This is a genomic window from Pseudoalteromonas sp. CH_XMU1449-3, assembly GCF_037027245.1.
In the GTDB taxonomy this organism is placed as follows: domain Bacteria; phylum Pseudomonadota; class Gammaproteobacteria; order Enterobacterales; family Alteromonadaceae; genus Pseudoalteromonas; species Pseudoalteromonas shioyasakiensis.
The window spans coordinates 1-24,119 of the sequence record NZ_JAYMDY010000031.1; the positions used below are offsets into that span (position 1 = coordinate 1).

Consider the following 24,119-nt stretch of genomic DNA (forward strand, 5'->3'; position numbering starts at 1 on the left):
AATACAGTGGATTAAGCCATTCAGGTCTCGGGGTAGCTCCCCATAATAAGGCCGAATATACGTGAACTTGCTATTATCAAATTACACTTTGAATTTTCTTGCCTTACAGGGGGAGTCCATATACGCAACTCGCAACTCGCATCTTGCATCTCGCATCTCGCAACTTTAATCTTCTTTCTTTGCTTTTTTCGCGAGAATTTCAACTTCGGCTTTTTCGGTTACGCCTGCCATACTGAGGGCTGTGCTGCCTACTGATTCATATTCAAGTTTGATTTTATCGAGTTTAGCGTCGTTTTTGTCTGGCAAATTTAAGCTACGTGATGACATTCCTTTGGTTAAAACACCCAGGTTATCAAACACTTTTTCTTCACCGTTGTTCATAACGACTTTAATTTTCTTAAGATTCACAGTGCCATGGGTGCACTTAACTTTTATATGGCTGTAGTGGCTGCTGGTGATAGGATTAACGGTATCGGTTTCGCTTTTGTAGCTGACCTTTTTCTCTGCAATTGTTTTCCAGTCGTCATCACCCGCTAGGCTTTGAGTACTGGTTAAGGCCAAAAATGTGGTTAAAGCGATGAGTTTGACTATTTTCATTTGATTCCCTCCAAAAATTATCATCATTAAAATTTATAGCATATAAACAGATTTGTTGCCTATGCAAAGTTCATAAAATAGAACCAAAAGCATTTATTAATCGTATTAACTAATACGTTATAAATTCACCAACCTTAATCAGCATGCTATGCTAGTAAAGTGTCTATAAGTTTATGGATTTTCAATGAGATATTACTTTTGTTTAGTGGCTTTTTTACTATCAACCTCATCAATTGCCAGCGCTCTGCTGGATGTAAAGCCGAGCAATAAAACGCAGTTTTTGGCACTGATAAAAGACAAACAGGGTGACTACAAAGCAAAAGAGGGCAGTGATGTGGTTTGTCAAAACGCATCTTTTTCATTGATAAAAGAACCAACGCAAGGCTTTAGCTTAGGGACGTTAATCGATTTTAGTGATTTACATAACGGCACGCAGGTAAAGAAGATACCTAACTTTTGCGTTGTCAGTTCGAAGTTAAAATACTTTGTAGATGGTATTGTTAGAACTAAGCGCTACTTTCGCTGTGATAATGAAGACGACAACGGTTCAACAACTGAAGATTTGCGTTTTAAAGATAATGGCAATATTACTTATACACTAAGTAAACCTAACGTTTCTTGTGTGTTTGAAAAGCAATAATTGTATGCCTCGCGCAATTTTAAGCCTATGATGGGCTTTATTTTTACTTGAAAATCTTATGACTAGCCAATTTATTCAAGCATTTTTAGTACTTGCTGCTTTTTACATAGCAAGCCTTATTATTGACCGTGCTATTAAACAGTTTCAACGTCGCTTTGATTCAACCGCTCTTGAAACTTTTCGGCTTATTTCTAACTCGCAGCGCGCTATTTTATTATTCATTGGTATTGTGCTGGCGTTATCGAAACTGGGTTTTGACGTAGCCGCGTTAGTTGCCGGCTTAGGCCTAACAGGCTTTGCTCTAGGTTTTGCGTTGAAGGATGCTATTTCAAACCTAGTAGCAGGTGTCATGATTGTGCTTTATAAACCCATTAAGCTTGGTAATTACATTGAAGTGAGTAATTCAAAGGGCACTGTGATTGACCTTAATTTGCGCTATATCACAATTAAAGGCGAGGGAGCGGTGCATTTAATTCCTAACTCTTTAATTTTAAGTAATAAAGTGTCAATCATTGATCGCGATGACGATTAATCACAAATTTCAGACATAAAAAAAGCAGCCTAGGCTGCTTTTTTAAGTTTTAGCAAATTACATTTGAGATTGCAGGTAATTCTCAAGCCCTGCGGTTTTGATTAACTGCTGCTGTGTTTCAAGCCAATCAATCTGTTCTTCTTGCTCATTTAAGATGTTATCTAGCGCTTCACGGCTGATGTAATCTTTTTTCTCTTCAGCAAGTTTAATTGCCGCTTTAAGATCAGGTAATGAATCAAGTTCAAAGCTCATATTCGCTTCGATCATTTCTTCAGAGTTTTCACCAATACGTAGGCGACCTAAATCTTGTAGGTTTGGTAAACCTTCTAAAAACAAAATACGCTCAATTAAACGGTCGGCGTTTTTCATTTTTTGAATAGATACTTTGTAATCAGCTTTGTCTAATTTAGAAAAGCCAAAATCTTTAAACATACGAGCGTGTAAAAAGTATTGGTTAATACCTACTAATTCATTCGCTAATACTTTATTAAGTGCAGCAATGACGCTTTTATCACCTTTCATACAATTAGCCTCTATTCGCCCATTTGAGATTGATGGTAGTTTTGGCTACCAATTTTGTCGATTAGACCAAGCTGTTGTTCTAACCAGTAAACATGATCTTCTTCTGTATCAAATAATAGCTTTTCAAGCACTTCGCGTGATTGATAGTCTTTTTCTTCTTCACAGATTGCAATTGCTTCTTTAACACAGTCAACCACTTCTAGTTCAAGTGTTAAATCGTTTTGCATCATGCTTTTCACGTCTGAGCCAATTAATAGATCACGACGTTTAGTCATGTTTGGTACGCCTTCTAAAAATAGAATACGTTTGATCAACCAATCAGCGTGATCTTTTTCTTCTTCCATCTCGTGGTTAAGACGCTCATACAGCTTATTTAGGCCCCAATCATCGTACATACGAGAATGAATAAAGTATTGATCTATAGCGGCTAATTCGTTTGCGAGTAGTTTGTTAAAACTATCGATGACTTTTTGGTTACCTTTCATAATGCTGTCCTCGAATTCCAAGTTGCGGTAATTGTAGTATATAAAAACAAGATTGCAAACTTTTTCCTTTGTAAATCAGTTGTTTACTATTGAGTGTGATTCTCGTTTAAGTTTGCGTTAATGGTTGATAAATGAACAATTTATCGTTTCTATTCTTAAATGAAAAAAGCCCTTACTAAGAAGGGCTTGTTGTTCTAAACAAAATTTAATTTAGAAACTATAGGTTGCACCAAGTGTAACAGTGGTACCTAAACCTTTAATGTTATAGCCACCATAGGTGTATGACTGAGCGCGGGCAGGGTAGTAATCATTGTTAAATAGGTTTTCTACGCCCATAAACGCTTGCCAGTTCTCGCTAAAGTTATAACGACCGCTTAGGTTAAATAGGTTGTAACTGCTAATTGGCCCTTGGTCGCCAACATAGTCGCCGTCTGCATTTGGTTCAAAGCGTTTGCGTGAACCCACATATAAATAACTCACCGTAAGTGATAACTCATCATTAGGCTGCCAGTTTAAGTTAGCAGTGCCTTTTGGTGGACTTATTTGGCGCGAACCTAAGTAAATGTCGTCTTCGGTATTTTTACCTTCAACATAGCTGTAAGTTGCAACCAGTTTTAGAGTTGGGTTAATTTTATAATCAACTAATGTTTCGTAACCCCAAATCTCTTGAGGTGCACGTACCGGCTCATACACACCGGTTACTTCATTAAAGCTATTCGTGGTGCCAAACTCTGATGTACTACGGTAAGCTGCAAATTCAAAACGTAAGTCATCAAACTGTGAGGTAAAACCAATTTCATAGTTATCAATGATTGATGCTTCTGTTTGAATTAGACCAATATCATTCACCGTTGCAGAACGAAGTAGGCGGCCAATATCTGAGATATCAGACCCTTGTGAATAATTGGCAAATGGACTGAAAGCCTCAAGTAAATTGTATTTAACACCTACATTATAGGTGGTTGCATCGTAATCAATGGTGTCGCCTTTTACGCTAAGTGGCACAGAGCACTGTGTTTCTGAACGGCAAAGCTTTAAGGTATTGTAATCATCAACGGTTAAATCAATGCTCTCTTGGCGCACACCCGCTTTAATGACTAAATCATTATCGATTACCCATTTTGTTTGTAAAAAGCCAGCAAGGCTTTCCATATCCATTTCTGGTACCCAAACACGGCCATCTACAAGTGGCTGAGACGTTACATCATTCAGTGCATCTAGGCCATAAATGAAGGTAGCTTCAACATTGTCAAAATCAACAAGGGTATTAAAGGTAGCGCGTGCACCTTTCTTTTCAGAGCGAATAATTGATTGGCCGCCTTCGTAACCTTCGTCTGGGTTAGCTAAGTTTGTAGAAAAGAAAAACACATTCTCGATATCTTGCATGTAAAGGTCGAGCGTCATTTGGGTATTAGTAAACAGGGCGTAGTCTGTGTATTTTAAGGTAATGTTTTCGTTACCATCTGGGCCTTGTGGTTTACCTTGCTTTTGTAGCTCTTTAGGTACATGAATAGCATACGTTTTTTCGCCATCGTTTAGGTTACCAACAACGTCACCTAAATCGGTTTTTTGTTGAGAGCTAAAGTAGTTATAGCTAAATTGCAGTTGCTTCTCATCGTCAAAATCATAACCAAGCTTGGTGAAGTAGTTTTCTGTTACTGCATCAGATAAACCATACTGTAGGCCAAGAATATCGCCTTCGGCGTCACGTTGAACACCGTTTTCTTCGTAACTTGCGGTAAATAAATAGCTAATTTTATCAGCACGACCATTAACCGCAGCAGAGACTCGCGCACCGGCGCTTTCTTCTAGTTTTACTGCACTAAAACGTGACGATAGGCTGATCTCACCTTCTGGCTGACCACCACTTGTTGCCTGCTTTGTGATGTAGTTAATAATACCGCCCGATGCACCATTACCATAAACAGAGGTAGCACCTTTGATCACTTCGATACGCGCAATGGCACTTGGGTCGAGTGTTTTAACTCCCAAAGAGCCGTTTCTGAGCGGTGTAGATTGCGGCACACCATCAATCATCACAAGTGGTGCACGGCCACGTAAACTCTGGCCTGTATTACTCGAACTACCTGTATCTGGTGCAAGGCCAGGTACCATTTGCGCAAGTAAGCTTTGTAGTTCTGGATTAACTTTTAAATGCTCTTCAATTTGCTTTTGGCTAATAATCGTTACAGAAGCGGGTACTTCATCAATGCTTTCAAATACACGGCTGCCTGATACAACAACGTGTTCCATTTCTTCTGCGGTAAGCTTTTTATTGATGGCATCATCAGCAAATGCCTGGCTGCTAATTGCAATAGCGACCAGAGTCAGTGAAGTTTTTAACATGTTTATCCTTGTTAAATCGGTATTTATTATGTGATTGTGCGGCAGTCTAAATGTAAAGAAGTGTAAAGGCAAGGCTAATGATAATTATTTGCAATAAATTGTTGTGTTGTTTTGTACCTACTTATTTAAATTAGTTATTAAGTAAATAGCTATTAGGATTAGCAGGACTGTAGCTGTGTTTTTAGCTGGCGCTAGTTTAGAAAACGTTTTAAGTCGTCTGGAATAGGCATTGGTTTGAAAGGGCTAACATTAGTGCCGCCGGTATTACCGAGTGGGACCCAAATACGCGAAAATACAATTGAAGCTGCCATGCGAGCAAACTGACCAATTATTTCCTTGGCATTATGGGTTTTAAAACCAATTTTACACATCCACCAATGAGAGTAAGTATGCGCAATGATATAGCTTTGACCCAGAATATGAGCCCGCTCTAAGTGATAAAAAGCGGTTGTGTAATCTGCTTTCTTATAACTCGTTTTAGCCAATATCATTTCGGTGTTAAAGGCTTTTTTGAGCTCACTATTCATGGCGAATGTCACTTTCAGTAATGGTTCTTCATTTGTAGTGCCTTTTGTACCAAAAATAAACACCTGAAATTGTGAAAAATAACGGTGACAAAGCAAATAGTAACCACAGTAATTGCACGATAGGGCCTGCAAAATCACCAATATGAAACTTATATTTAAAGTTCCAAGTTTGCGTGGTCCAAGAACTTTGGCTGGCATCATAGCTTGCAACAATATCTGCTGAATATGGGTTTGCCCATACCCAACTATAGGCATGGCTTTCACCCGGGTTCTCTATTCTAAAACCTATGTTATCAGTTGGCTTTTTCGGTAAATAAATTCTAAATAACTTACCCTTAGGAAATACAGTTTGTGCGTTATCAAACGCTTTTTGAACTTGAAAAGGCGTATCCGCTAAAGGGGGAATAACGGGTGGCGGTTTAGGTCTATCTTCAACTGTGCCTTGCATCACAAATTCTAATACGGCTTTGGTTTGTGTTTTCCAGTTAAATGCCATACCTGTGTAGGCAATTAAAATGAGTGGAATTAAAAAATACACACCTAGAACGGTATGTAGCTGATACATCAGCACTCTAAACTTTGCTTTACGCTTAATAACCAAGCGCTTGATACGATTTTTTGGCTTTACCCAAATATAAAAGCCAAGCAGAATTTCAATAATAAGAATGAGCGCACACACCGAAACCCAGTTTCTTAACGGGCGGTTTTTATCGCCATCTTCATATAGCAGCCAGCGGTGCAAAGCCATGGTAAAGCCATAAATCGTACTGTAGTAATCGTACTCATGTAACACTTGGCCGTTGTAAGGATTTACACTGACATAGCGGTTGTTTGCTAACTGTAATTGCCAAGCAAGATCACTTCGCTGCTCAGGCATTAACAGGGTAACTGGTTGTTTGGTTGAAGCTGAAACATGTTTTATGAGGTCATCAAAATCAAGTGCTGAAGCCGCAGGTGTTACAGTCCATTTATCGCTTTGAGTAAGGTATTGAATATCTTTTGCGTAAATAAGCAACGCACTGGTCAAACTTAAACAAATCAAAAATAAACCGCTTACTAAGGCAAGCAATAAATGCGTACGACGTAACCACAACTTCAACAAGGTTTGTTCCTTCAGTTTACTGTTAAAACAAAACTGAATAGTAAATGATAACGCGTAACATTTACACTAAAACTTGTTCTATGGTGCAGCTTTCAATTGCAAAGTTATCATGTAAAAAGTGACGTATTTCATCGTTATTGATGTTGTGCTTGGCACTAAACTTGAGCTCGCAATGAACGTGATGATCATCTACCTGCCATGTTTTGAGGTAATCAACATCAGTGATTGCAAATTGGGCTTTAAGCTCATTAATAGCTTCTGTTAAAGCAAAATTATCAGGGGCTGCCTGCATCAAAATTTTACTGCTCGCTATTAACAACAAAACACCATGGTAAATGACATACACAGAAATCAGCATAGTGGCAATTAAATCAACAATATACCATTGATAAAGAATGATTAAGGTACCTGCTATAATCACCACCACAGAAGCTAATGCATCAGACACATTATGTATAAACGCAGCACGAATATTCATACTGTCTTTTGCGCCTGCTTTGTAAGTTAAAAGGGCGGTGACTAGGTCAACAACCAGTGCAAACCCTGCAACCCAAATGATGATCCAGCCATCAATGGGCTCAGGGTTTAAATAGTTGGAGATGGCTTCAATAATTAGGTAACCACCAATCACAATTAAACTTAAGCTGTTAAATAGGGTTGCTAAAATTTCAGCGCGTTTATAACCGTATTGATAACGATCGTTGGCAGGTTTGGCACCAATTTTTCGGGCAATTAGGGCAATGAATAACGACGAGGCATCACTTAAATTATGCAGTGCATCAGCAATTAACGACAAACTGCCAGAAACAAGGCCGCCAATCACCTGAGCGACAGTTAATAACACATTGATTGCAACTGCCAGCATGAGTTGGCGGGTGCTTTGGTTATTTGTATCGTGATGATGGTGGTGTCCGTGTCCCATAAAAATACCGAGTTATTGATTTGCTTTATTTTTATACCATGCGTGCCGTGGTATTGAAATGTTTGTAATGATTTGTTCGTGTACAGATTATAATTTACTGTTCAAATGCCGGTGGATTTGTTAATTTATCGCCGTTGTACCAATCTTAGTTCTAATTTTTAGGCTCAATGTGAAAGCTGCATTTATTATTTTGATTAGCGTATTATTGCTCCAGCCCTTGCTGGATAGCTTTGATGTGGCCGATCATAATGCTGCGTTTAATCACACTTCGGTACTGCTATCTGAAGAAATTGACCTTGAAGCCCATTGCGCTATCAATGGCGATCATCAGCTACACCAATTAGAGCACACCGAACTGAGCAAACAGTTGTCTGACTCAGCCGAAAAAGGCCATTGTCACGTTTGTCACAGCCCAGCGTTTGTCGATTCGCTGCAATTGTCTGAACCTACAGATGTCTATTTTACTAAAATTGAATCACTTGATTTCAACTTCAAATCGGCTGACTTAGCACCGCTTCATCGCCCACCTATTTTAGCTCTTACTTAATCCAAAACCCTTTTTAGATTTTATTTGGGCTTAGCCCATTTTAAGTAAGAGACACTCTATGTATTTAAGAAATTTTATGCGTTACGCATTGCTGTGCGTATGCTATATGGCTGTGACAAATATTTATGCGACAGAACAAGCGCATAACCACCAAGAAAATGAGCAAGCTGAACATGCTAATGAAGTCAGTTTAACTGAGCAGCAACAGCAACTCGCTAATATCAAGGTTGAGCGCCTTGTACTGAAAAAACACAAGCAAACCTTGTATGCACCGGGCGAAATTAAAGCCAATGGCTATGCCAGTTATGTGGTGTCACCGCGTGTTGATTCTATCGTTGTAAAGCGCCATGCCTTATTAGGGCAGCATGTAAATAAAGGAGACTCTTTAGTCACTTTATTTAGTGGCGAAGTAGCCAGCCAGCAAACTGAATTTAGATTGGCAGAAGCCGAGTGGCAACGCGTTACTAAAATGACCCCGGGCACAGTCAGCGAAAAGCAAATCTTAACTGCCAAAGCTGAGTATGAAGTGGCTTATAGCCGGTTAGTTGCCTTTGGTTTATCAAAAAAAGCTATTGCACAAACACTCACAATAAGCCCAGAAAAACTCGGTGAATATACCTTGTTTGCACAAACATCGGGAGCTGTTTTAACCGATAACTTTGCTCAAGGTCAGCGAGTTGATTCGGGGATTGAGCTAATGCTAATAGCCGATGAATCTGCACTTTGGGTTGCTGCTCAGCTTTCAGCTAATCAAGACCGTACTATCAGTAATGGCTCTACGGCGCTGTTAGAAGTTAACGGTAATCGCTATCAAGCAAGGGTTATTCAAGAAGCACATACCATTAATGAACAAACACGTTCACGAACCGTTAGGCTCGAGGTAAAAAACACCCAGCATAGTTTGCACCCAGGCGTGTTTGCGGATGTGTATTTTCATTTTGAGACAGAGCAAGAGGTACTTGCCGTACCAGAAAATGCATTAACACGCAGTGCAGATGGTGACTGGCAATTGTTTGTTGTTGATGACGATGGCGGCTTTGCTGCCCAAGAAGTAACCCTTGGCAGAAGTTTTGGTGATTATCGTGAAGTATTAGGTATTAAAGCCGGGCTTGAAGTTGTCACCCAAGGTGCTTTTTTTATTGCATCACAGCTAACTAAAGGCGGATTTGATCCGCATAACCACTAGAGGTGACGCATGTTTAATTTATTAATTGAGGCGGTGATAAAGAACCGTTTACTGGTGGTATTGGCCTTACTTGCAGCGATTGCAGTGAGTGCATTTATGATCCCAAAACTTAATTTAGATGCCTTTCCTGATGTGACAAATGTGCAAGTTGCGGTGAATACCGAAGCACCAGGGCTTGCGGCTGAAGAAGTAGAGCAACTGATCACATACCCGTTAGAAGCGGTTATGTATGCACTTCCCGATGTAGAGCAGGTCCGCTCTATTTCTAAAACAGGGTTATCGGGCGTCACTGTGGTGTTTAAAGAAGGTGTTGATATTTACTTTGCTAGGCAACTGGTTTTTGAACGTTTGCAGTCTGCTAAAGAGTTGATCCCAGACGGTGTAGGTATGCCTACAATGGGCCCTAACACATCAGGGCTTGGACAAGTTTATCAGTATTTACTTGAAGCAAAGCCTGATGCAAACATAGATAGCATGTCACTACGTAGCTTAAATGATTGGGTGGTTAAATTACTTATATTACCTATTGATGGTGTTACCGATATTTTGTCATTTGGCGGTGAGGTCAAGCAGTATCAAGTAAACTTAAACCCCAACAAGCTACTAGCCTATGACTTAACACAGCAAGATGTTAGTGACGCACTAGATGCTAACAATAGCAATGTGGGTGGCTGGTATATGAACCGAGGCCAAGAGCAGCTGGTTATTCGTGGTACAGGTTGGTTTACCCCAGGCGAAAAAGGGCTTACTGAAATTGCGCAAACGCCTATCAAAACCATTGATGGTACGGTCGTTAAAGTGGCTGATGTTGCGAATGTTGAGCTTGGCAGTGAAATTCGCCAAGGCGCTGTCACCTTATCTAAACGCAATGATCAAGGGGAAATAGTCAATCGTGGTGAAGTGGTCACAGGTATCGTGCTGAAAAGAATGGGCGCTAATACCAAGCAAACGATTGATGGCATTAACGCGCGTGTCGAGATGATAAATCAAGCACTGCCAAATGGGGTTGAATTTAAAGCAATTTACGACCAAGCAGAGCTTATAAGCCAAGCGGTACAAACAGTTATTGATGCACTGCTTTTAGCTTTTGTATTTATTATCATAGTATTAGCGCTATTTTTGTTGGATTTAAGAGCAACATTTTTGGTGTTATTGTCGATCCCTATTTCGATTGGTTTAGCACTGAGTGTAATGGAATGGCTTGGCTTATCGGCTAACTTAATGTCATTAGGGGGTATAGCTGTTGCCATCGGCATGCTGGTAGATGGCTCGGTTGTTATGGTAGAAAATGTATTTAGGCACTTAGGGATGAAGCACAATCAACATAAGGCACCCGCCGAGCTGGTTGCAATTGCTGCTAAAGAAGTCGCACGGCCTATCTTTTTTGCCTCTTTGATTATTCTTACGGTATTTTTACCACTGTTTAGCTTTGAAGGCGTTGAGGCTAAGTTATTTCAGCCAATGGCTGTGAGTATTATGCTTGCGATTATTAGCGCTGTAATTGTTGCCTTAGTTGTGGTGCCAGCACTGTGTGTTTATTTATTTGCTAAGGGCGTGACAGTAAAGCAAAGTATCTTACTAAAACCTATCGATATGCTTTATCAACGGGCTTTACAAAAAGCATTGCAGGCTAAACGCAGCGTTTTAGCTATTGCAGGGTTATTACTAATTGTAGCGGCTGTTATGCTACCAAAGCTGGGTACTGAATTTGTGCCAGAACTTGAAGAAGGCACTATTAACCTACGTGTGACACTTGCCCCATCTGCAAGTCTCGAAACAGCAATCTCAGTGGCTCCAAAGCTTGAAGCCATGTTGCTTGAATTTAACGAGGTGGAATATGCGCTGAGCCGAATCGGTCGGGCAGAAGTAGGGGGTGATCCTGAACCGGTTAACAACATAGAAATCTATTTAGGTTTAAAGCCACATGATCAATGGGTTAACGCGAATTCACGTGTCGAATTGCAACAGCTAATGGAAGCCAAGCTTGAGCAGTTCCCAGGGCTTTTGTTTAACTTTTCACAGCCTATAGCAACCCGAGTAGATGAGCTTTTATCAGGTGTTAAAGCGCAATTGGCCATAAAATTATTTGGTAGTGACCTAGGCGTTTTAACTGAAAAAGGCCAACAAATTGAGCAGCTAGTTCAGCAAATACCTGGCGCTAAAGATGTCGCTATGGAGCAAATAGGCGGCGAAGCGCAGCTGATAGTTAAACCTAACCGTTTGGCATTGTCGCGTTTTGGCTTATCGGTGGCTGATTTAATGGATGTAGTTCAGCACGGTATTGGCGGGCAATCCGCAGGGCAAATCATTAATGCCAATGAGCGCTATGATATTTATGTGCGTATAGCAAAAAGCTTTCGCCAAAACCCAAATGTGATTGCTGATCTTCGACTGCAAACCCCCACGGGTGCCATTGTAAGGGTGGGGGATGTAGCTGATGTACAAATTGAGTCTGGCGCTCCGCAAGTTCGTCGCGATGATGTTCAAAGGCGGGTGGTTATTCAAGCGAATGTGCAGGGGCGAGATATGGGATCTGTAGTTGCTGATATACGCGCTACCATTGCCGATAAAATGCAGTTACCTAGTGGTTACAGTGTGGCGATTGGCGGTCAGTTCGAAAACCAACAACGGGCACAAAAGCGGCTAATGATAGTAGTGCCAGTGGCCTTATTACTGATTGCGTTATTGCTTTATTTTGCTTTTAGTAACCTATCGCAAGTGGTGCTTATTCTTGTCAATGTTCCCTTGGCTGTAATTGGTGGGGTGATTGCATTGTATGTGTCAGGACAATACTTATCTGTACCCAGTTCAGTAGGATTTATCACACTGTTTGGTGTTGCTGTATTGAATGGTGTGGTGATGGTCGAAAGCATTAATCAAAGGATTAGTGCAGGAGATAGCAAAGATAAAGCAGTATTTGAAGGCGCTGTTTCAAGGCTAAGACCCGTACTCATGACCGCGCTTACTTCAATGCTTGGGCTAATTCCAATGCTCCTTAGCACAGGAATAGGGGCCGAAATACAAAAGCCACTTGCTACGGTTATTGTTGGCGGCTTGGTCAGTGCAACCTTCTTAACTTTATTTGTACTTCCGGTACTTTATAAGTCGATGAGTAAATAAAGCATAATGGGGCTAACTTTTAGTAGCCCCTTTTTAAATGCCGTGTATTTCTGTAAAGGGCGTTTACACCATGCTAAAGCCCTTATAAACTGGGCGTTACAATAATGATGTAAAAAAGGAATACAGAGTGAGTAACGCAATTACAATTCGTCCGGCAGTCGCAAGTGATGCTGCAACAATCCTACATTTTATTACCGAACTTGCTATTTACGAAAAAGAACCCGACGCAGTTAAAACAGACGAGCAAGCTATTTTAAAAACGTTATTCAGTGAAGGCGCAACGGCGCATAGTGTTATTTGTTTAGAGGGTGACACACCAATTGGTTTTGCTGTGTATTTTTATAATTACTCAACCTGGCTTGGTAAAAATGGTTTGTATTTAGAAGATCTTTACGTCAGCGCAGACAGCCGTGGTAAAGGCGCTGGTAAGCAAATTATGCAATACCTAGCTAAGCAAGCACTCGAAAAAGACTGTGGTCGTTTTGAGTGGGTGGTACTTGATTGGAATAAACCAGCCATTGATTTTTACGACAGCATTGGTGCTAAACCGCAAAACGAATGGATTATTTACCGCCTAACAGGCCAAGAGCTTATCGACTTTGCGCATCAATAAGTAATGTTGTTATAAATAAAAAACAGCAAATAACAATATAAATAAAAATCATTTGCATTTGATCTTTTCTGTGTGTAGTTTAAATACACATAGAATGATTGGTATAAGTGCAGGTGATTTTTATGACTCAAACAACACGCCACACACCGTTAACTTCACACGCCATTGATGATGCGCTTGCCCCTTGGCAAAGTGCTATTTATCAAGGCAACTTAGCATTTGAATCTGGCGAGCTTATTACTGCGCGTGATCATTACACGGTTGCGAGTAGCTGCGCCGAAACACTACTGGCGCAATTTTCTAATATTCCAATCAACCATTCGGTAACTCGCTCGTTAGAGCATTGTATTGCAGCATTTGTTGTTGCCACTTTGAATCTTGTCGACACCTTTAAAGTCATGCAAAAACCCGATAAAGCTTGCACCTGGCTTTGTCATGCTCATCAACGATTAAGCGTGCTATTAAATCACCCAGAGCAGCAAGTTCGCACCTTGGTGCTGCACCATCATCATAAAACCTATTATGAGCTGGTTAAGTTTGCGAGCATGGCATCGGCATTTCCGGTACTTATTAACCGAATCAACCAGCTATTAGCTGACCATCCCCATAAAACGCAGTTATTACATTAACGATAAGGAATCAGTATGCCTTTTACATTACCCGATTTAGCTTATGACTATGAAGCACTTGAACCGCACATCGATGCGAAAACCATGGAAATACATCACACCTTGCATCATCAAACCTATATCAATAAAGCGAATGCTGCACTAGAGGGCAGCCATTATTCAGAGCAAGATGCTGAAACATTACTACGCACTATTTCATCAATGCCTGAGTCTTTACAAAAAGCAGTGCAAGAGCATGTGGGTGGCCATCATAATCACTCATTATTTTGGCAAGTTATGTCACCTAATGGGGGCGGTACGCCAAGTGCGGAGTTAAACACCGCCATTGTTGATACATTTGGCAGCTATGACGCATTTAAAGAGCAATTTACTAATGCCGCGGTAAGCCGCTTTGGCAGTGGTTGGGCGTGGTTATGTGTTGATGAAAATAACCAATTGATTGTTGAAAGTAGCCTTAATCAAGATAGCCCATTAATGCATAATCATACCCCTATTTTAGGGCTTGATGTGTGGGAGCATGCGTATTACTTGAAGTATCAAAATCGTCGCCCTGAATATATTGCGGCATTTTACGAAGTGATCAATTGGCCGGAAGTTGAGCGCCGATATTTAGCCGCAATTAAATAGCTGTTTAAATAGTTAAGGTCCGAAACTGGCTAGTCAAAAAATAATATTCAGTTAAGCTAACGGTATTAGCGTGTAACGAGAAGAATTATGACTAGCCAACAATGGCAAACTGCAAGGCAAAGCCGCGACCCACGCTTTGATGGGGTGTTTTTTGTGGCGGTAAAAAGCACTGGCATTTATTGCAGACCCATTTGCCCCGCACCAACAGCACAAGAAAAGAACGTTGAATACTACCAATACGCGCACTTAGCTGCGCAAGATGGTTTTCGCCCCTGCATTCGCTGCCGCCCAGATAGTGCACCGAATAGCCCCGCTTGGCTAGGTACTAAAACCACCGCATTACGTGCCAAACAACTGATTGATAAAGGCGAGGCTTACGACTGTGAGGTTTTAGCCGACAGACTCGGCGTGTCGAGCCGCTATTTACGCCGTTTGTTTAACCAACATTTTGGACTGTCGATCACCCAATATCGATTATTTAACCAATGCAATTTTGCCAAGCAGCTATTACAAGAAACAGATTTATCAGTGGCAGATATCGCATTTGCTTCTGGTTTTAATAGTATTCGTCGTTTTAATGATGCTTTTTTAAAGCAGCTAAATATTGCCCCTTCAAAGTTACGCAAGTCAGATAAAAAACCAGCCTCAACATTAACTCTAACACTGGCATTTAGGCCGCCTTATAACTGGCAAGCACTCCATGATTTTTTGCAGCGCCGTTTAATTAGCGGCCTAGAATGGTTGAGCGCAACAAGCTATGGTCGCACTTTTAAAGATAAATATTGCCAAGGGCAATTCACAGCGCATTTTGTTGAGCATAAAAACCATTTTAAAGTAGCAATTGATATTGATAACACCCGCTATTTACAGCAAGTGATCCATAACATTCGCCGTGTGCTTGATTTAGATGCCGACACGCACACTATTGAACAGCATTTAAATGCAGAGCTAAAAGGCGCAATGCCGCTTTGTGTTGGGCTGCGTTTACCGGGAATTTGGTCAGACTATGAAGCGGGCATACGTGCGGTACTTGGTCAGCAAGTGAGTGTTACAGCGGCTCACAATCTCGTTACACAGCTTGTAAGTGAGTTTAATCAGCAAAGTAATAACCACTATTTTCCAAGCCCTGAATGGGTTGCCAATTCTGAACTCGATTTTTTTAAAATGCCACAATCACGCAAAGATGCGCTAAGGCGTTTAAGTGCTTATTGTCAACAAAACCCAGATAATCAAGAGCTTGATAATTGGCTTGAGCTCAAAGGTATTGGCCCGTGGACAGTTAATTACGCCAAGCTACGCGGTCAAAGCCACCCCGATATTTTACTGGCAGGCGACTTAGGGGTTAAAAAAGCCCTCGCTGGAATCAGCGAATTTAATAGCGAGCACTGCGCGCCATTTCGCTCTTATTTAACTTTTCAACTATGGCAACAATTATGAGTATGCAACAAGTTATTATGCCAAGTCCCATTGGCGATATTACCATTCAAAGTACATCAAAAGGCGTCAGTTACGTTGGCTTTTACCCGGTGGTTGCGATGCAAACAGAGGTTGTTGATGAGCACACTCTTACACCTATTTTAATTTGTATAAGTGAGCTTAATGAATATTTTAACGGTGAGCGTACACGTTTTACAGTACCCCTTGATACCCAAGGTACCCACTTTCAAAGGCAAGTGTGGCGTGCGCTTATAGATGTTGAGTTTGGTCAAAGCAAAAGCTACCAAGATATTGCACTTGCGATTAATAACCCAAAAGCGGTGCGTGCAGTGGGCGCTGCAAATGGTAAAAACCCGATTAGCATTATTGTGCCGTGCCATCGAATTATTGGCGCAAACGGTAAACTCACAGGCTATGCAGGAGGCCTTGAAAGAAAAGAGTGGTTACTGAAACACGAAGGCTTGTTATAAAACAGCAATTTTACTGGGACAACGATTGAGGTAATAAGAGTAAGGTAATAGATGATGTTGTCGCGCGATTAGGGTAGCATATTGCGACTTTAAAATTTGGGCGACATCATGGCACAGCTGTACTTTTATTATTCTGCAATGAATGCAGGCAAATCTACCACACTTTTACAATCTGCATTTAACTACCGCGAACGTGGTATGGAACCGGTTATTTTAACAGCGGCTATTGATGATAGAGCAGGTGTTGGCAAGGTGTCTTCACGTATTGGTTTACAGGCTGATGCGCATATTTTTGATGCAGATAAAGATGTATTTGAATTGATCAAATCATTAAATGCAGAGCAAAAGCGCCATTGTATTTTAGTTGACGAGTGTCAGTTTTTATCAAAAGACCAAGTAATGCAATTAACAGATGTGGTTGATGAGCTTGGTATTCCGGTGCTGTGTTATGGCTTACGTAACGATTTTAGAGGCGAGTTATTTAGTGGCTCACAATACCTACTTGCCTGGGCTGACAAACTAATTGAGTTAAAAACTGTGTGTCATTGTGGTCGTAAAGCTAATCATGTATTGCGTACCGATGAGCATGGCAATGCGATCGCAGACGGTAATCAGGTAGAAATTGGCGGCAACGACCGATATGTATCGGTTTGCCGCAAACATTATAAAGAAGCGTTAAATCTCGGCCGCTAATGCCGAGATAAAGCTATCAATATCTTGCTTAGTGACGCCTAAATGGGTCACTAATCGCAGTGGTTTACCCGGTGAAAACAGCATGTTTTGCTCTTTTAACGCATGTGCCACTGCTTTTAAATCGATATGTTCGGCAACATTTGCGTAAACAATGTTGGTATCGATTTGAAAAGTTGACGTATCAAAACCAGCTAAGGTGTTTAACTGTTCAGCTAAATACGCCGCGTTATCGTGATCTTCAGCAAGCCTTGCTACGTGATGCTCAAGTGCATACTGGCCAGCAGCTGCCAGCATACCCGCTTGGCGCATACCACCACCAAGTACTTTACGCCAGCGGCGCGCTTTATCAATCAGTGCTTTGCTACCTAATAATAGTGAGCCAACCGGCGCGCCGAGTCCTTTTGATAAGCAAATAGATACTGAATCAAAATACTGAGTGATTTCAGTGATATCAACACCTAACTTAACCGCCGCGTTATACACGCGGGCACCGTCTAAGTGCAGAGCAAGGTTATGTTTATCAACACACTCTCTGGCTTCTTTTAGATAACTTAGCGGGAGAACTTTGCCGCCAATGGTGTTTTCTAAGCTAAGTAGTTTGGTTTTAGCAAAGTGAAAGTCATCAGCTTTAATTGCAGCCACAACTTTGTTTAAATCTATGCTGCCATCGGCATTATTTTCAATTGGTTGTGGTTGAATAGAACCCAATACAGCAGCACCGCCACCCTCAAATTTGTAGTTATGTGCTTGTTGACCACAAATGTATTCGTCGCCACGTTCACAATGCGCCATTAATGCTAGTAAGTTTGCTTGCGTGCCAGAGCTGCAATAAAGGGCGCTTTCGAAGCCATGGCGCTCAACAGCAAATTGTTCAAGTTGATTAACGCTAGGGTCGTCACCATAAACGTCGTCGCCTACTGGGGCGTCATTCATGACCGCGCGCATAGCTGCTGTTGGTTTTGTAACTGTGTCTGAACGAAAGTCGATCATCTTATTATCCTTATACTAGTTCGTTAAGAATGGCTTCGCGGTCAGCTTGGTCAAAATAGCTCCAAGCAATAAAGCGACTAATTTTTTGGCCTTGTGCCATTTTTATAACTTTTACTTCTTTCACATCAAGTGTGCTAAGTAGCTTTTTTACATGCGGTAAAGTGTCAGACTTAGAAACAAGCGATGTAAACCAAATACATTGCTCTGCAAACTCTTGGCTCTCAACGCACATTTTACTGATAAATTCGCGCTCACCGCCTTCACACCAAAGCTCGTTTTGGCGGCCACCAAAATTAAGCGCTTTTTGTGGCGCTTTGTTAAGGTTTTTCCATTTACGCTCAGTACCTGCTTTGGCCTGTTGCTCGCTGGCATGAAACGGTGGGTTACATAAAGTTAGGTGAAAAACATCTTTATTCGATATCACGCCCGTAAACATTTTATTGGCGTTGTTTTGCTGCTTAACATTAATTTTCAGGCGGTTGAATTGCACGATTTGTTTGGCAATTTTAACAGACAAGGCATCAATATCGGAGCCTGTGAAGTGCCAGCCATATTCGTGATTACCAGTAAGCGGGTAAATCACATTTGCACCTGTGCCTACATCAAGCACTTTTACTTGCTTACCCGTCGGAATATGACCTTGGTTATCGCTTGCTAATAAATCGGCCAAGTGATGAATGTAATCCACTCTGCCAGGAACCGGTGGGCAAAGGTAGTTGTCGGGCAAATCCCAAAAATCGATTTTATAATGGCTTTTTAATAACGCTTGGTTGAGGGTTTTAACCGCTAATGCATTGGTGAAATCAATGGTATCAGTGCCCGCTGGCGTTTGCGTTATATAAGGTGTTAGGGCAGGAGTATCTTTGCATAGCAAAGTAAAGTCGTAGCCATTTAAGTGGCGATTTCGCGGATGCATTAAGGAAAACCTATCTGTTAGCCATATCAAAGGCTGATTGTACCAAATAAATCTTTGCTCTGAGTTAGTTTGCGGTGGATATTTTTGCTTAGTAGCATTAATACATGGTGAGTAAAAATAAGTTGAGAACTGATTGAGTGGATTTACTCAGAGTATGGGCTAGTTGAGGTTAAGAGCGAAAGAACGGGCATATTGGCCATGATACAAGCAACTAAGGTTTGTGTTTATAAAATTTTGACACAAATTGGGTCACATTGGGTACTACCATAAGACATTTAAAGCTGATAAATTCGTAAGTGATTCAATCAAGGAAAAATAATAAAAATCATGGTTAAAAAGATACTTAAAGGAATTGGTATAACATTTTTAGTGTTAATTAGCTTATTTGTACTTTTAGCAATTTGGACTGCGAATAAATCGTCTGCTTACAAAGAAACTGCTATTCCTTACCTAAATTCAGCAATTGTAGATATTTCTAATTGGGATGCTCAAACTCTAAAAAACTATATGACCCCATCATCAATTGAAAATGCCACAGATGAAGATATTTCTAAAATCATGCGTGCATTTTCAAAGTTGGGCGAATTAAAAGAACTAGGTGAATTTGAATTTATAAATGTTAGCTCTAAAGCTGTTACTGGAGGTGGTTCTGGTACTTATGTTACTTATTTAATTCCAGCTTCATACACTAATGGAGACGCACAAATAACCGTCACGTTAAAAGAAGAAGGTGAGTCATTCTCTATTTATAACTTCAATTTAAATTCGATGGCGCTTATTGATTAAGTTTTATCAAAAATAGCAAGCGCAACTGGTTGTATTTAAATAGTTTATTTTCAAAGGAATGTTTATGTCTAAAATTAAAAAAATAGTGATAGCTGTAGTAATTGTGCTAAGCCTTGGCGCAATTGCTAAACAATACAATGAGCACAATCACACAGAGATGGCAATTAAAGAGTGTGGCAATAAAGACAACATCGCTAAAGTCGACTCTAAAGGTTTTGAGTGTAAAGACTAATGGACAAATACACTGTTAGGTGAGCAAAGGTGAAGCTGTCATCGCTATCCAAATTATTAAATGAGTACATATCTCCAGAAGTGTTTCTAGGAGAGTTTATAACTGAATTTTCAGATTATGAAAATAAATTGGATATCAAAGGTTCTTCTATTACTCTCGATATCATTGAAGATGAAGAGATTGTTATATCTTTTGCTGATATAAAGAAACTATGTGAATTGTTCATTCAAGATAAACTAAATAAAAATCACTTATGCTTTATCGCTGATGCTCTTCAACTATGTGATTTAGTTGATTTTGAAGAGGAAGGAGTTTTTGACTACGTAGCTGAATTAACAGATCCAGAAATTAATGGTGTTTTTACAAAACAACGAGCTATTGAAATAGTCGAAAAGTTCACCTAACAAGGCAATTATAAGTGGGACGTCTAAAGCTTGGCTGGTGGTCCATTGTTGCTGATTTTAGCAAAGCATAATACGCCCCATATTGCGGCGTTAGCCAATAGAAGGGAGTGAAATGAGTAAAGAAAAATTGGATGGTCTTTTAAAATCTTTGGTTACAAAGGCACTAAAACTAGAGCCTCAAAGTGATGACGCAGCTTTGGTTGCTTCCTGCCACTCCAAGTTTGGTGGGCCGCCTTACGCGGAGGTAGGAGATACTTGGCCCTCGTGCCCAACTTGTAAGAAAGAGCTGACTTTTATTAACCAAATACATAATGAAATAGAACAGCAGCTCTTCGTTTTCTATTATTGCAATGAGTGTTTTCCGTGTGGCTTCGGTGATGAAGAAAAGGGACAATGGATAGTAAAGCTATACAATGAGCCTTCAAGGAGTAAAATTGTAGAAATAGATCGGATTTCGAATGACGAGTTTGCACCAACGCCTTGTATGGTAATAACCTCTATAGTTGAAGTTCTCCCTGATTGGGAAGGTATTGCTTCTGCCTCCGAGGAGGTAAGTGAGCTATGTTGCAAGATCAATGATGATTCTCCATGGGAAGAGTATGAAGAGGCTGTAGAGAGAGCTGGGTGCTTAAATGATTATGCGACGCTTTTAGGTGGTTATCCTCGTTTTGTTCAAAGTGAAGCCGGGCCTGCTTGCCCTGAATGCAATTCAGAAATGATATTTTACGCCCAGGTTGATTCCGAAGATGAAGCTAATATCATGTGGGGAGACGTTGGCCTGGTTTATTTCTTTCGTTGTCCAGTGCATAAAAACCAATTTCAACTCGAGTTACAGTGCCACTAATGGTTAACAAGCGCATATTGTCGGACTGCTTTTCCGCTGCGCTCCAAATCAGCCGAAAATATGGGCGTTATGCACCTCGAGAAAATGGAGTTTCTAATTGACCTCTGAATTCAAATCTAAGTTTTGGTCAAATCTAAAAATTACACTCAAATTCGTTGGAATTGTGTTAGTTGGATTAATCATAAAAATAACAATAGATGAACTCCAAGAAGGCGAAATTAAAGAGCCAACAGCACCTTTAGTGCTATTAGCTTTTGTACCTACATTATTGATTGGTGTTTTCACTTATACAAAATTAAAGTTATCAAGCATAAACAAATTTATTGGTTCACTTATTTTTGCTTTCGCTATTTCACTTTCAATTCTGGTACTTTATTTTATAGCTGTAAGTATTGGCTACTCCGAAATAAATATAAGGTTAGCCAAATTTTTTACTGCAATTATTTTTGTTTCTACTGCGTTGTTGTATCTTCAACTGCCATGGCAAAAAGACGCATAACAAGTGCCTAAACCAAAGGACGCAAAACAGCAGGCTTGCGCTCCTTCGTCGCTAATTTTAGCCTGCTATTTTGTGCCGATTATTACGGCGTTATGAGATCAGGGGAGTTTCCTAGCTTGAACGAAAATTATAAGTATGCAGCCCATATGATTTCTTGGTTAGAGAAGCTTGGTGTGCCGGAAATTCCTTTCGCAAAAAGTGCATTTTCACAACTAAAAGGTTATTGGGTTGAACATAAATATATTAACCTTGAGCAGTTAAAAGATGATTTGTGGTCTTGGGTTGATAGTAACGATGGTTACAACATATCTGACCCAGAAGTAGCAAAGATGAGAATTATTTTGTGCTTGGCTTATGAAGATAATCGCGAGTTAGAAGATGTTGGCTATTTTGAAGATTTATTAGTAAATCTTGGCATCTCACATGAAAATGCATACAAACGCACATAACAAAGAGCTTAAATGGCGAACATAAAGAGCTTGGCGTTAAGGCTCTAGGCGCATATATGAAGTACGTTTTAGGAATACTAATAATGATTTGGAGTATTTTTTCTTCCGCCAAAGACTATCCTGAAGTAGTTGTTGGTGAGGAAGATGGTTTTGTCGATCTGACCTTTACAATTTCAAACTCCAAGAAGCTCGAATCTGGTTCATATGAAGTTGTCGTTAAAGGCAACCTGAAAGGCAATATAGTTGGGTTTGCAATCGAGCTGTTGCCATCGTGGAACCCGCAAGCAGTAGAAGGTATTGATGATCCCTTTTATTGGGGAGAGGCATTCTTCAAGAACACCGGGGCGGAGTCAGTTGCCTTTATAAGATCACTAGCTAGTCTCTACGGAGCTACCGTAAGTGGTGCATCGGTTTCAAATGAGGTATACGCCCAAGTGGTTGGGCTTGCATGCAATCCTGAACAGCTTGAGGTCTCACCCTGCAAAATGAAGTTCTTCTTCAATCCTGACGGAGAGGAAGAACTGTATTCAGAGATTTTCATAAACATTGATCTTTCTGAGAAAAGGCTGGAGTTCAATGAAAAGGACAATGATTATCGTGCGCCATTATTACGTTCATTGTTGCAATAAAGGCTTAACAAGCGGCTGAACCAGACAAATTTCCGCTGTCACCTTTTTGGTGTGGCAAAAAAGTAGCCAACAAAAATTTGCTTGTTGAGCCGGGCGTTATGTATTCCTGTAGAAATATAGACAACCTGAAAAATTCGATTATGGCACTTGCCGCATCAGCAAAAGTTCAAGAGGCACTTTATCCAAGTTTCGCGGCTGTTGGTGATGAATTGGTGCTTGAGTTTAGTGAATGCTTAGACGACTTGAAAGTTAGTGATTTAACACCTAAACAAGTAGCATCTATTGAGGCGTTAGATGTTTTTATTAATCAGCATTCAGGTGCGCAATTCTCAGCCATGTATCTTGAAAGTAGTGCTTTATTTGACGATCCTAATTGGGAAGAAATTAGGTCACTTGCCAAGCTGGTTGCTGAAGAAATGGGTTGGTCATCAACTGAACCAATCAAACAAAAACATAGAATTGTAACTGGTTAGCTGAGAGCACATAACAAACGCATTAATAATGAACGCCTAACGCTTGGCTGGCGCTCGTTCCTCTCAAATTTTAGCCAAGCTTAATCCGCCCATTATACGGGCGTTAGCTTTTAAAGTAAGGATTGACTATTGAGGAAAGTTTTAGCTGTTATAATTGTCACTTATATTGTGTATGGCTGGATTTGTTATTTTTGGGATAATTCAGAAGGATCAAATAAACTAGCTAAATTTAGTAGTCTTACTCTTGAAGATATTGTCTCAATTGAAGCGATAAATTCTGAGTATATTAATGTGACAAATTCAGCATTAAATTCTACCCAATCAAAAGAACTATTAATTAATGCTATTACTAGTGCGGAGCAAGCATCAACCGCTAATAGACCACCCAAAAACACCAAACTATATATTAGAATTAAAACAAAGAACGACACCATAGGTTTGAATTTGATGGTTCCACTTACCAAAAGATGTGAAATGTATTTTGTTGTTGTAGATCGGGTTTATGATGGTGAAAGTTACACTCAGGATAGTTATGGCCGCTTTATCGCTACTGGGCTTTATGAATTTTTAGTTGAGGCAAAGTTAGTAAACGAGAGCTAACAAGCAATTAAACAGGGATAAATAACTTGCGGGCTATTCGCTTCGCTCAATTTTAGCCCACAATTTTTTAACCGTTAATATAGCGTTAGGCAATCAGGCATGTCCAAGTTTACATATTATAGAAATCTTATATTAGCTGCTGTTTGTGTTGCTCTTGGTATATCTATTAGCTATGTTCAACTAACTCAAAAAAACGGTGGCTTCCCTTATAAAGAAGAGCTGGTTAGTCGTGATGGGTATATCGATTGGGTGCAGGAGTATGATTACGGAATTCGCTTTGCATTTGTAGATGATAATTATAA

General features: G+C 40.2%; 29 protein-coding genes and 1 pseudogene. 21 read left to right on the plus strand and 9 right to left on the minus strand.

Features of this window, described 5'->3' with window-relative positions:
• Nucleotides 1-165: 165 nt before the first annotated feature.
• Nucleotides 166-597 carry a hypothetical protein gene (locus WA256_RS20105; protein ID WP_130167567.1) on the minus strand — a complete coding sequence of 144 codons (432 nt, stop codon included), beginning with the start codon at nucleotides 595-597 and terminating at the stop codon, nucleotides 166-168.
• 184 nt (nucleotides 598-781) lie between these two features.
• On the opposite strand from WA256_RS20105, the gene WA256_RS20110 reads away from it, so the two are divergent.
• Entirely contained in the window at nucleotides 782-1,237 is a 456-nt protein-coding gene (locus tag WA256_RS20110; RefSeq protein WP_335993122.1) for a hypothetical protein, read from the plus strand.
• 58 nt (nucleotides 1,238-1,295) lie between these two features.
• Nucleotides 1,296-1,769, plus strand: coding sequence for a mechanosensitive ion channel family protein (locus tag WA256_RS20115; RefSeq protein ID WP_187491126.1), 474 nt, complete (start codon nucleotides 1,296-1,298; stop codon nucleotides 1,767-1,769).
• A 57-nt stretch (nucleotides 1,770-1,826) separates the two neighbouring features.
• On the opposite strand, the gene bfr (WA256_RS20120) is transcribed toward WA256_RS20115, so the two are convergent.
• The 6 genes from bfr (WA256_RS20120) to WA256_RS20145 all read right to left on the minus strand — a co-directional run bounded on the left by bfr (WA256_RS20120) (nucleotide 1,827) and on the right by WA256_RS20145 (nucleotide 7,673).
• Nucleotides 1,827-2,291, minus strand: coding sequence for a bacterioferritin (gene bfr, locus WA256_RS20120; RefSeq protein WP_054552095.1), 465 nt, complete (start codon nucleotides 2,289-2,291; stop codon nucleotides 1,827-1,829).
• An 11-nt stretch (nucleotides 2,292-2,302) separates the two neighbouring features.
• Entirely contained in the window at nucleotides 2,303-2,776 is a 474-nt protein-coding gene (gene bfr / locus WA256_RS20125) for a bacterioferritin (RefSeq protein WP_063530309.1), read from the minus strand.
• A 210-nt stretch (nucleotides 2,777-2,986) separates the two neighbouring features.
• On the minus strand, nucleotides 2,987-5,122 hold the full coding sequence (locus WA256_RS20130) for a TonB-dependent receptor (protein WP_335993126.1): 2,136 nt from the start codon (nucleotides 5,120-5,122) through the stop codon (nucleotides 2,987-2,989).
• A 191-nt stretch (nucleotides 5,123-5,313) separates the two neighbouring features.
• Complete coding sequence (locus WA256_RS20135; protein ID WP_335993128.1) at nucleotides 5,314-5,649, minus strand: DUF3703 domain-containing protein; 336 nt, start codon at nucleotides 5,647-5,649, stop codon at nucleotides 5,314-5,316.
• A 28-nt stretch (nucleotides 5,650-5,677) separates the two neighbouring features.
• Complete coding sequence (locus tag WA256_RS20140; protein ID WP_335993161.1) at nucleotides 5,678-6,748, minus strand: PepSY-associated TM helix domain-containing protein; 1,071 nt, start codon at nucleotides 6,746-6,748, stop codon at nucleotides 5,678-5,680.
• 64 nt (nucleotides 6,749-6,812) lie between these two features.
• Nucleotides 6,813-7,673: a cation diffusion facilitator family transporter gene (locus tag WA256_RS20145; RefSeq protein WP_335993130.1), complete on the minus strand. Its 861-nt coding sequence runs from the start codon at nucleotides 7,671-7,673 to the stop codon at nucleotides 6,813-6,815.
• Between the two features lie 169 nt (nucleotides 7,674-7,842).
• On the opposite strand from WA256_RS20145, the gene WA256_RS20150 reads away from it, so the two are divergent.
• The 9 genes from WA256_RS20150 to WA256_RS20190 all read left to right on the plus strand — a co-directional run bounded on the left by WA256_RS20150 (nucleotide 7,843) and on the right by WA256_RS20190 (nucleotide 16,995).
• Complete coding sequence (locus tag WA256_RS20150; RefSeq protein ID WP_335993132.1) at nucleotides 7,843-8,220, plus strand: hypothetical protein; 378 nt, start codon at nucleotides 7,843-7,845, stop codon at nucleotides 8,218-8,220.
• A gap of 58 nt (nucleotides 8,221-8,278) precedes the next feature.
• Nucleotides 8,279-9,406 carry an efflux RND transporter periplasmic adaptor subunit gene (locus tag WA256_RS20155; protein ID WP_335993133.1) on the plus strand — a complete coding sequence of 376 codons (1,128 nt, stop codon included), beginning with the start codon at nucleotides 8,279-8,281 and terminating at the stop codon, nucleotides 9,404-9,406.
• A gap of 9 nt (nucleotides 9,407-9,415) precedes the next feature.
• Nucleotides 9,416-12,526: an efflux RND transporter permease subunit gene (locus WA256_RS20160; RefSeq protein WP_335993136.1), complete on the plus strand. Its 3,111-nt coding sequence runs from the start codon at nucleotides 9,416-9,418 to the stop codon at nucleotides 12,524-12,526.
• Nucleotides 12,527-12,653: 127 nt separating this feature from the next.
• Nucleotides 12,654-13,139, plus strand: a complete 486-nt coding sequence (locus tag WA256_RS20165; protein WP_054552102.1) for a GNAT family N-acetyltransferase — start codon at nucleotides 12,654-12,656, stop codon at nucleotides 13,137-13,139.
• Between the two features lie 122 nt (nucleotides 13,140-13,261).
• Entirely contained in the window at nucleotides 13,262-13,768 is a 507-nt protein-coding gene (locus WA256_RS20170) for a hypothetical protein (protein ID WP_335993139.1), read from the plus strand.
• Nucleotides 13,769-13,783: 15 nt separating this feature from the next.
• Complete coding sequence (locus tag WA256_RS20175) at nucleotides 13,784-14,395, plus strand: superoxide dismutase (protein WP_335993141.1); 612 nt, start codon at nucleotides 13,784-13,786, stop codon at nucleotides 14,393-14,395.
• An 87-nt stretch (nucleotides 14,396-14,482) separates the two neighbouring features.
• Nucleotides 14,483-15,832, plus strand: coding sequence for a DNA-3-methyladenine glycosylase 2 family protein (locus WA256_RS20180; protein ID WP_335993143.1), 1,350 nt, complete (start codon nucleotides 14,483-14,485; stop codon nucleotides 15,830-15,832).
• 2 nt (nucleotides 15,833-15,834) lie between these two features.
• Nucleotides 15,835-16,302 carry a methylated-DNA--[protein]-cysteine S-methyltransferase gene (locus WA256_RS20185; RefSeq protein ID WP_062565928.1) on the plus strand — a complete coding sequence of 156 codons (468 nt, stop codon included), beginning with the start codon at nucleotides 15,835-15,837 and terminating at the stop codon, nucleotides 16,300-16,302.
• Nucleotides 16,303-16,410: 108 nt separating this feature from the next.
• Nucleotides 16,411-16,995: a thymidine kinase gene (locus tag WA256_RS20190; RefSeq protein WP_062565567.1), complete on the plus strand. Its 585-nt coding sequence runs from the start codon at nucleotides 16,411-16,413 to the stop codon at nucleotides 16,993-16,995.
• Here WA256_RS20190 and ltaE read toward each other — a convergent pair.
• Nucleotides 16,978-17,985, minus strand: coding sequence for a low-specificity L-threonine aldolase (gene ltaE, locus WA256_RS20195; RefSeq protein WP_217876959.1), 1,008 nt, complete (start codon nucleotides 17,983-17,985; stop codon nucleotides 16,978-16,980). The two genes, WA256_RS20190 and ltaE, sit on opposite strands and share 18 nt — an antisense overlap.
• Nucleotides 17,986-17,995: 10 nt before the next feature.
• Complete coding sequence (gene rlmF / locus WA256_RS20200) at nucleotides 17,996-18,901, minus strand: 23S rRNA (adenine(1618)-N(6))-methyltransferase RlmF (RefSeq protein WP_062565565.1); 906 nt, start codon at nucleotides 18,899-18,901, stop codon at nucleotides 17,996-17,998.
• Between the two features lie 327 nt (nucleotides 18,902-19,228).
• Here rlmF and WA256_RS20205 point away from each other — a divergent pair, with 327 nt between their 5' ends.
• The 10 genes and pseudogenes from WA256_RS20205 to WA256_RS20250 all read left to right on the plus strand — a co-directional run.
• A complete protein-coding gene (locus tag WA256_RS20205; RefSeq protein ID WP_063528721.1) occupies nucleotides 19,229-19,687 on the plus strand; it encodes a hypothetical protein in 459 nt (152 codons plus the stop codon).
• Between the two features lie 64 nt (nucleotides 19,688-19,751).
• Nucleotides 19,752-19,919: a hypothetical protein gene (locus WA256_RS20210; RefSeq protein ID WP_165385119.1), complete on the plus strand. Its 168-nt coding sequence runs from the start codon at nucleotides 19,752-19,754 to the stop codon at nucleotides 19,917-19,919.
• 29 nt (nucleotides 19,920-19,948) lie between these two features.
• The gene (locus tag WA256_RS20215) at nucleotides 19,949-20,323 is read left to right on the plus strand and encodes a hypothetical protein (protein WP_274169561.1); all 375 of its coding nucleotides are present in this window, start codon (nucleotides 19,949-19,951) and stop codon (nucleotides 20,321-20,323) included.
• A 112-nt stretch (nucleotides 20,324-20,435) separates the two neighbouring features.
• Nucleotides 20,436-21,167 carry a DUF1963 domain-containing protein gene (locus WA256_RS20220; RefSeq protein ID WP_335993152.1) on the plus strand — a complete coding sequence of 244 codons (732 nt, stop codon included), beginning with the start codon at nucleotides 20,436-20,438 and terminating at the stop codon, nucleotides 21,165-21,167.
• 97 nt (nucleotides 21,168-21,264) lie between these two features.
• The gene (locus WA256_RS20225; protein ID WP_335993154.1) at nucleotides 21,265-21,666 is read left to right on the plus strand and encodes a hypothetical protein; all 402 of its coding nucleotides are present in this window, start codon (nucleotides 21,265-21,267) and stop codon (nucleotides 21,664-21,666) included.
• 116 nt (nucleotides 21,667-21,782) lie between these two features.
• A complete protein-coding gene (locus WA256_RS20230) occupies nucleotides 21,783-22,115 on the plus strand; it encodes a hypothetical protein (protein ID WP_335993156.1) in 333 nt (110 codons plus the stop codon).
• Between the two features lie 56 nt (nucleotides 22,116-22,171).
• Nucleotides 22,172-22,744 carry a hypothetical protein gene (locus WA256_RS20235; RefSeq protein WP_335993157.1) on the plus strand — a complete coding sequence of 191 codons (573 nt, stop codon included), beginning with the start codon at nucleotides 22,172-22,174 and terminating at the stop codon, nucleotides 22,742-22,744.
• Between the two features lie 140 nt (nucleotides 22,745-22,884).
• Nucleotides 22,885-23,217, plus strand: a complete 333-nt coding sequence (locus WA256_RS20240) for a hypothetical protein (RefSeq protein WP_335993158.1) — start codon at nucleotides 22,885-22,887, stop codon at nucleotides 23,215-23,217.
• Nucleotides 23,218-23,346: 129 nt separating this feature from the next.
• On the plus strand, nucleotides 23,347-23,817 hold the full coding sequence (locus tag WA256_RS20245) for a hypothetical protein (protein ID WP_062565558.1): 471 nt from the start codon (nucleotides 23,347-23,349) through the stop codon (nucleotides 23,815-23,817).
• 99 nt (nucleotides 23,818-23,916) lie between these two features.
• A pseudogene (locus WA256_RS20250) lies at nucleotides 23,917-24,119 on the plus strand (hypothetical protein); the annotation flags it as partial.

Excerpts from the sequence above, each read along its gene's own strand:
- WA256_RS20105 (WP_130167567.1), bottom strand. The coding sequence starts at position 597 with ATGAAAATAGTCAAACTCATCGCTTTAACCACATTTTTGGCCTTAACC.
- WA256_RS20110 (WP_335993122.1), top strand. The coding sequence starts at position 782 with ATGAGATATTACTTTTGTTTAGTGGCTTTTTTACTATCAACCTCATCA.
- WA256_RS20115 (WP_187491126.1), top strand. The coding sequence starts at position 1,296 with ATGACTAGCCAATTTATTCAAGCATTTTTAGTACTTGCTGCTTTTTAC.
- bfr (WP_054552095.1), bottom strand. The coding sequence starts at position 2,291 with ATGAAAGGTGATAAAAGCGTCATTGCTGCACTTAATAAAGTATTAGCG.
- bfr (WP_063530309.1), bottom strand. The coding sequence starts at position 2,776 with ATGAAAGGTAACCAAAAAGTCATCGATAGTTTTAACAAACTACTCGCA.
- WA256_RS20130 (WP_335993126.1), bottom strand. The coding sequence starts at position 5,122 with ATGTTAAAAACTTCACTGACTCTGGTCGCTATTGCAATTAGCAGCCAG.
- WA256_RS20135 (WP_335993128.1), bottom strand. The coding sequence starts at position 5,649 with ATGAATAGTGAGCTCAAAAAAGCCTTTAACACCGAAATGATATTGGCT.
- WA256_RS20145 (WP_335993130.1), bottom strand. The coding sequence starts at position 7,673 with ATGGGACACGGACACCACCATCATCACGATACAAATAACCAAAGCACC.
- WA256_RS20155 (WP_335993133.1), top strand. The coding sequence starts at position 8,279 with ATGTATTTAAGAAATTTTATGCGTTACGCATTGCTGTGCGTATGCTAT.
- WA256_RS20160 (WP_335993136.1), top strand. The coding sequence starts at position 9,416 with ATGTTTAATTTATTAATTGAGGCGGTGATAAAGAACCGTTTACTGGTG.
- WA256_RS20170 (WP_335993139.1), top strand. The coding sequence starts at position 13,262 with ATGACTCAAACAACACGCCACACACCGTTAACTTCACACGCCATTGAT.
- WA256_RS20175 (WP_335993141.1), top strand. The coding sequence starts at position 13,784 with ATGCCTTTTACATTACCCGATTTAGCTTATGACTATGAAGCACTTGAA.
- WA256_RS20180 (WP_335993143.1), top strand. The coding sequence starts at position 14,483 with ATGACTAGCCAACAATGGCAAACTGCAAGGCAAAGCCGCGACCCACGC.
- WA256_RS20185 (WP_062565928.1), top strand. The coding sequence starts at position 15,835 with ATGCAACAAGTTATTATGCCAAGTCCCATTGGCGATATTACCATTCAA.
- WA256_RS20190 (WP_062565567.1), top strand. The coding sequence starts at position 16,411 with ATGGCACAGCTGTACTTTTATTATTCTGCAATGAATGCAGGCAAATCT.
- ltaE (WP_217876959.1), bottom strand. The coding sequence starts at position 17,985 with ATGATCGACTTTCGTTCAGACACAGTTACAAAACCAACAGCAGCTATG.
- rlmF (WP_062565565.1), bottom strand. The coding sequence starts at position 18,901 with ATGCATCCGCGAAATCGCCACTTAAATGGCTACGACTTTACTTTGCTA.
- WA256_RS20205 (WP_063528721.1), top strand. The coding sequence starts at position 19,229 with ATGGTTAAAAAGATACTTAAAGGAATTGGTATAACATTTTTAGTGTTA.
- WA256_RS20210 (WP_165385119.1), top strand. The coding sequence starts at position 19,752 with ATGTCTAAAATTAAAAAAATAGTGATAGCTGTAGTAATTGTGCTAAGC.
- WA256_RS20220 (WP_335993152.1), top strand. The coding sequence starts at position 20,436 with ATGAGTAAAGAAAAATTGGATGGTCTTTTAAAATCTTTGGTTACAAAG.
- WA256_RS20235 (WP_335993157.1), top strand. The coding sequence starts at position 22,172 with ATGAAGTACGTTTTAGGAATACTAATAATGATTTGGAGTATTTTTTCT.
- WA256_RS20240 (WP_335993158.1), top strand. The coding sequence starts at position 22,885 with ATGGCACTTGCCGCATCAGCAAAAGTTCAAGAGGCACTTTATCCAAGT.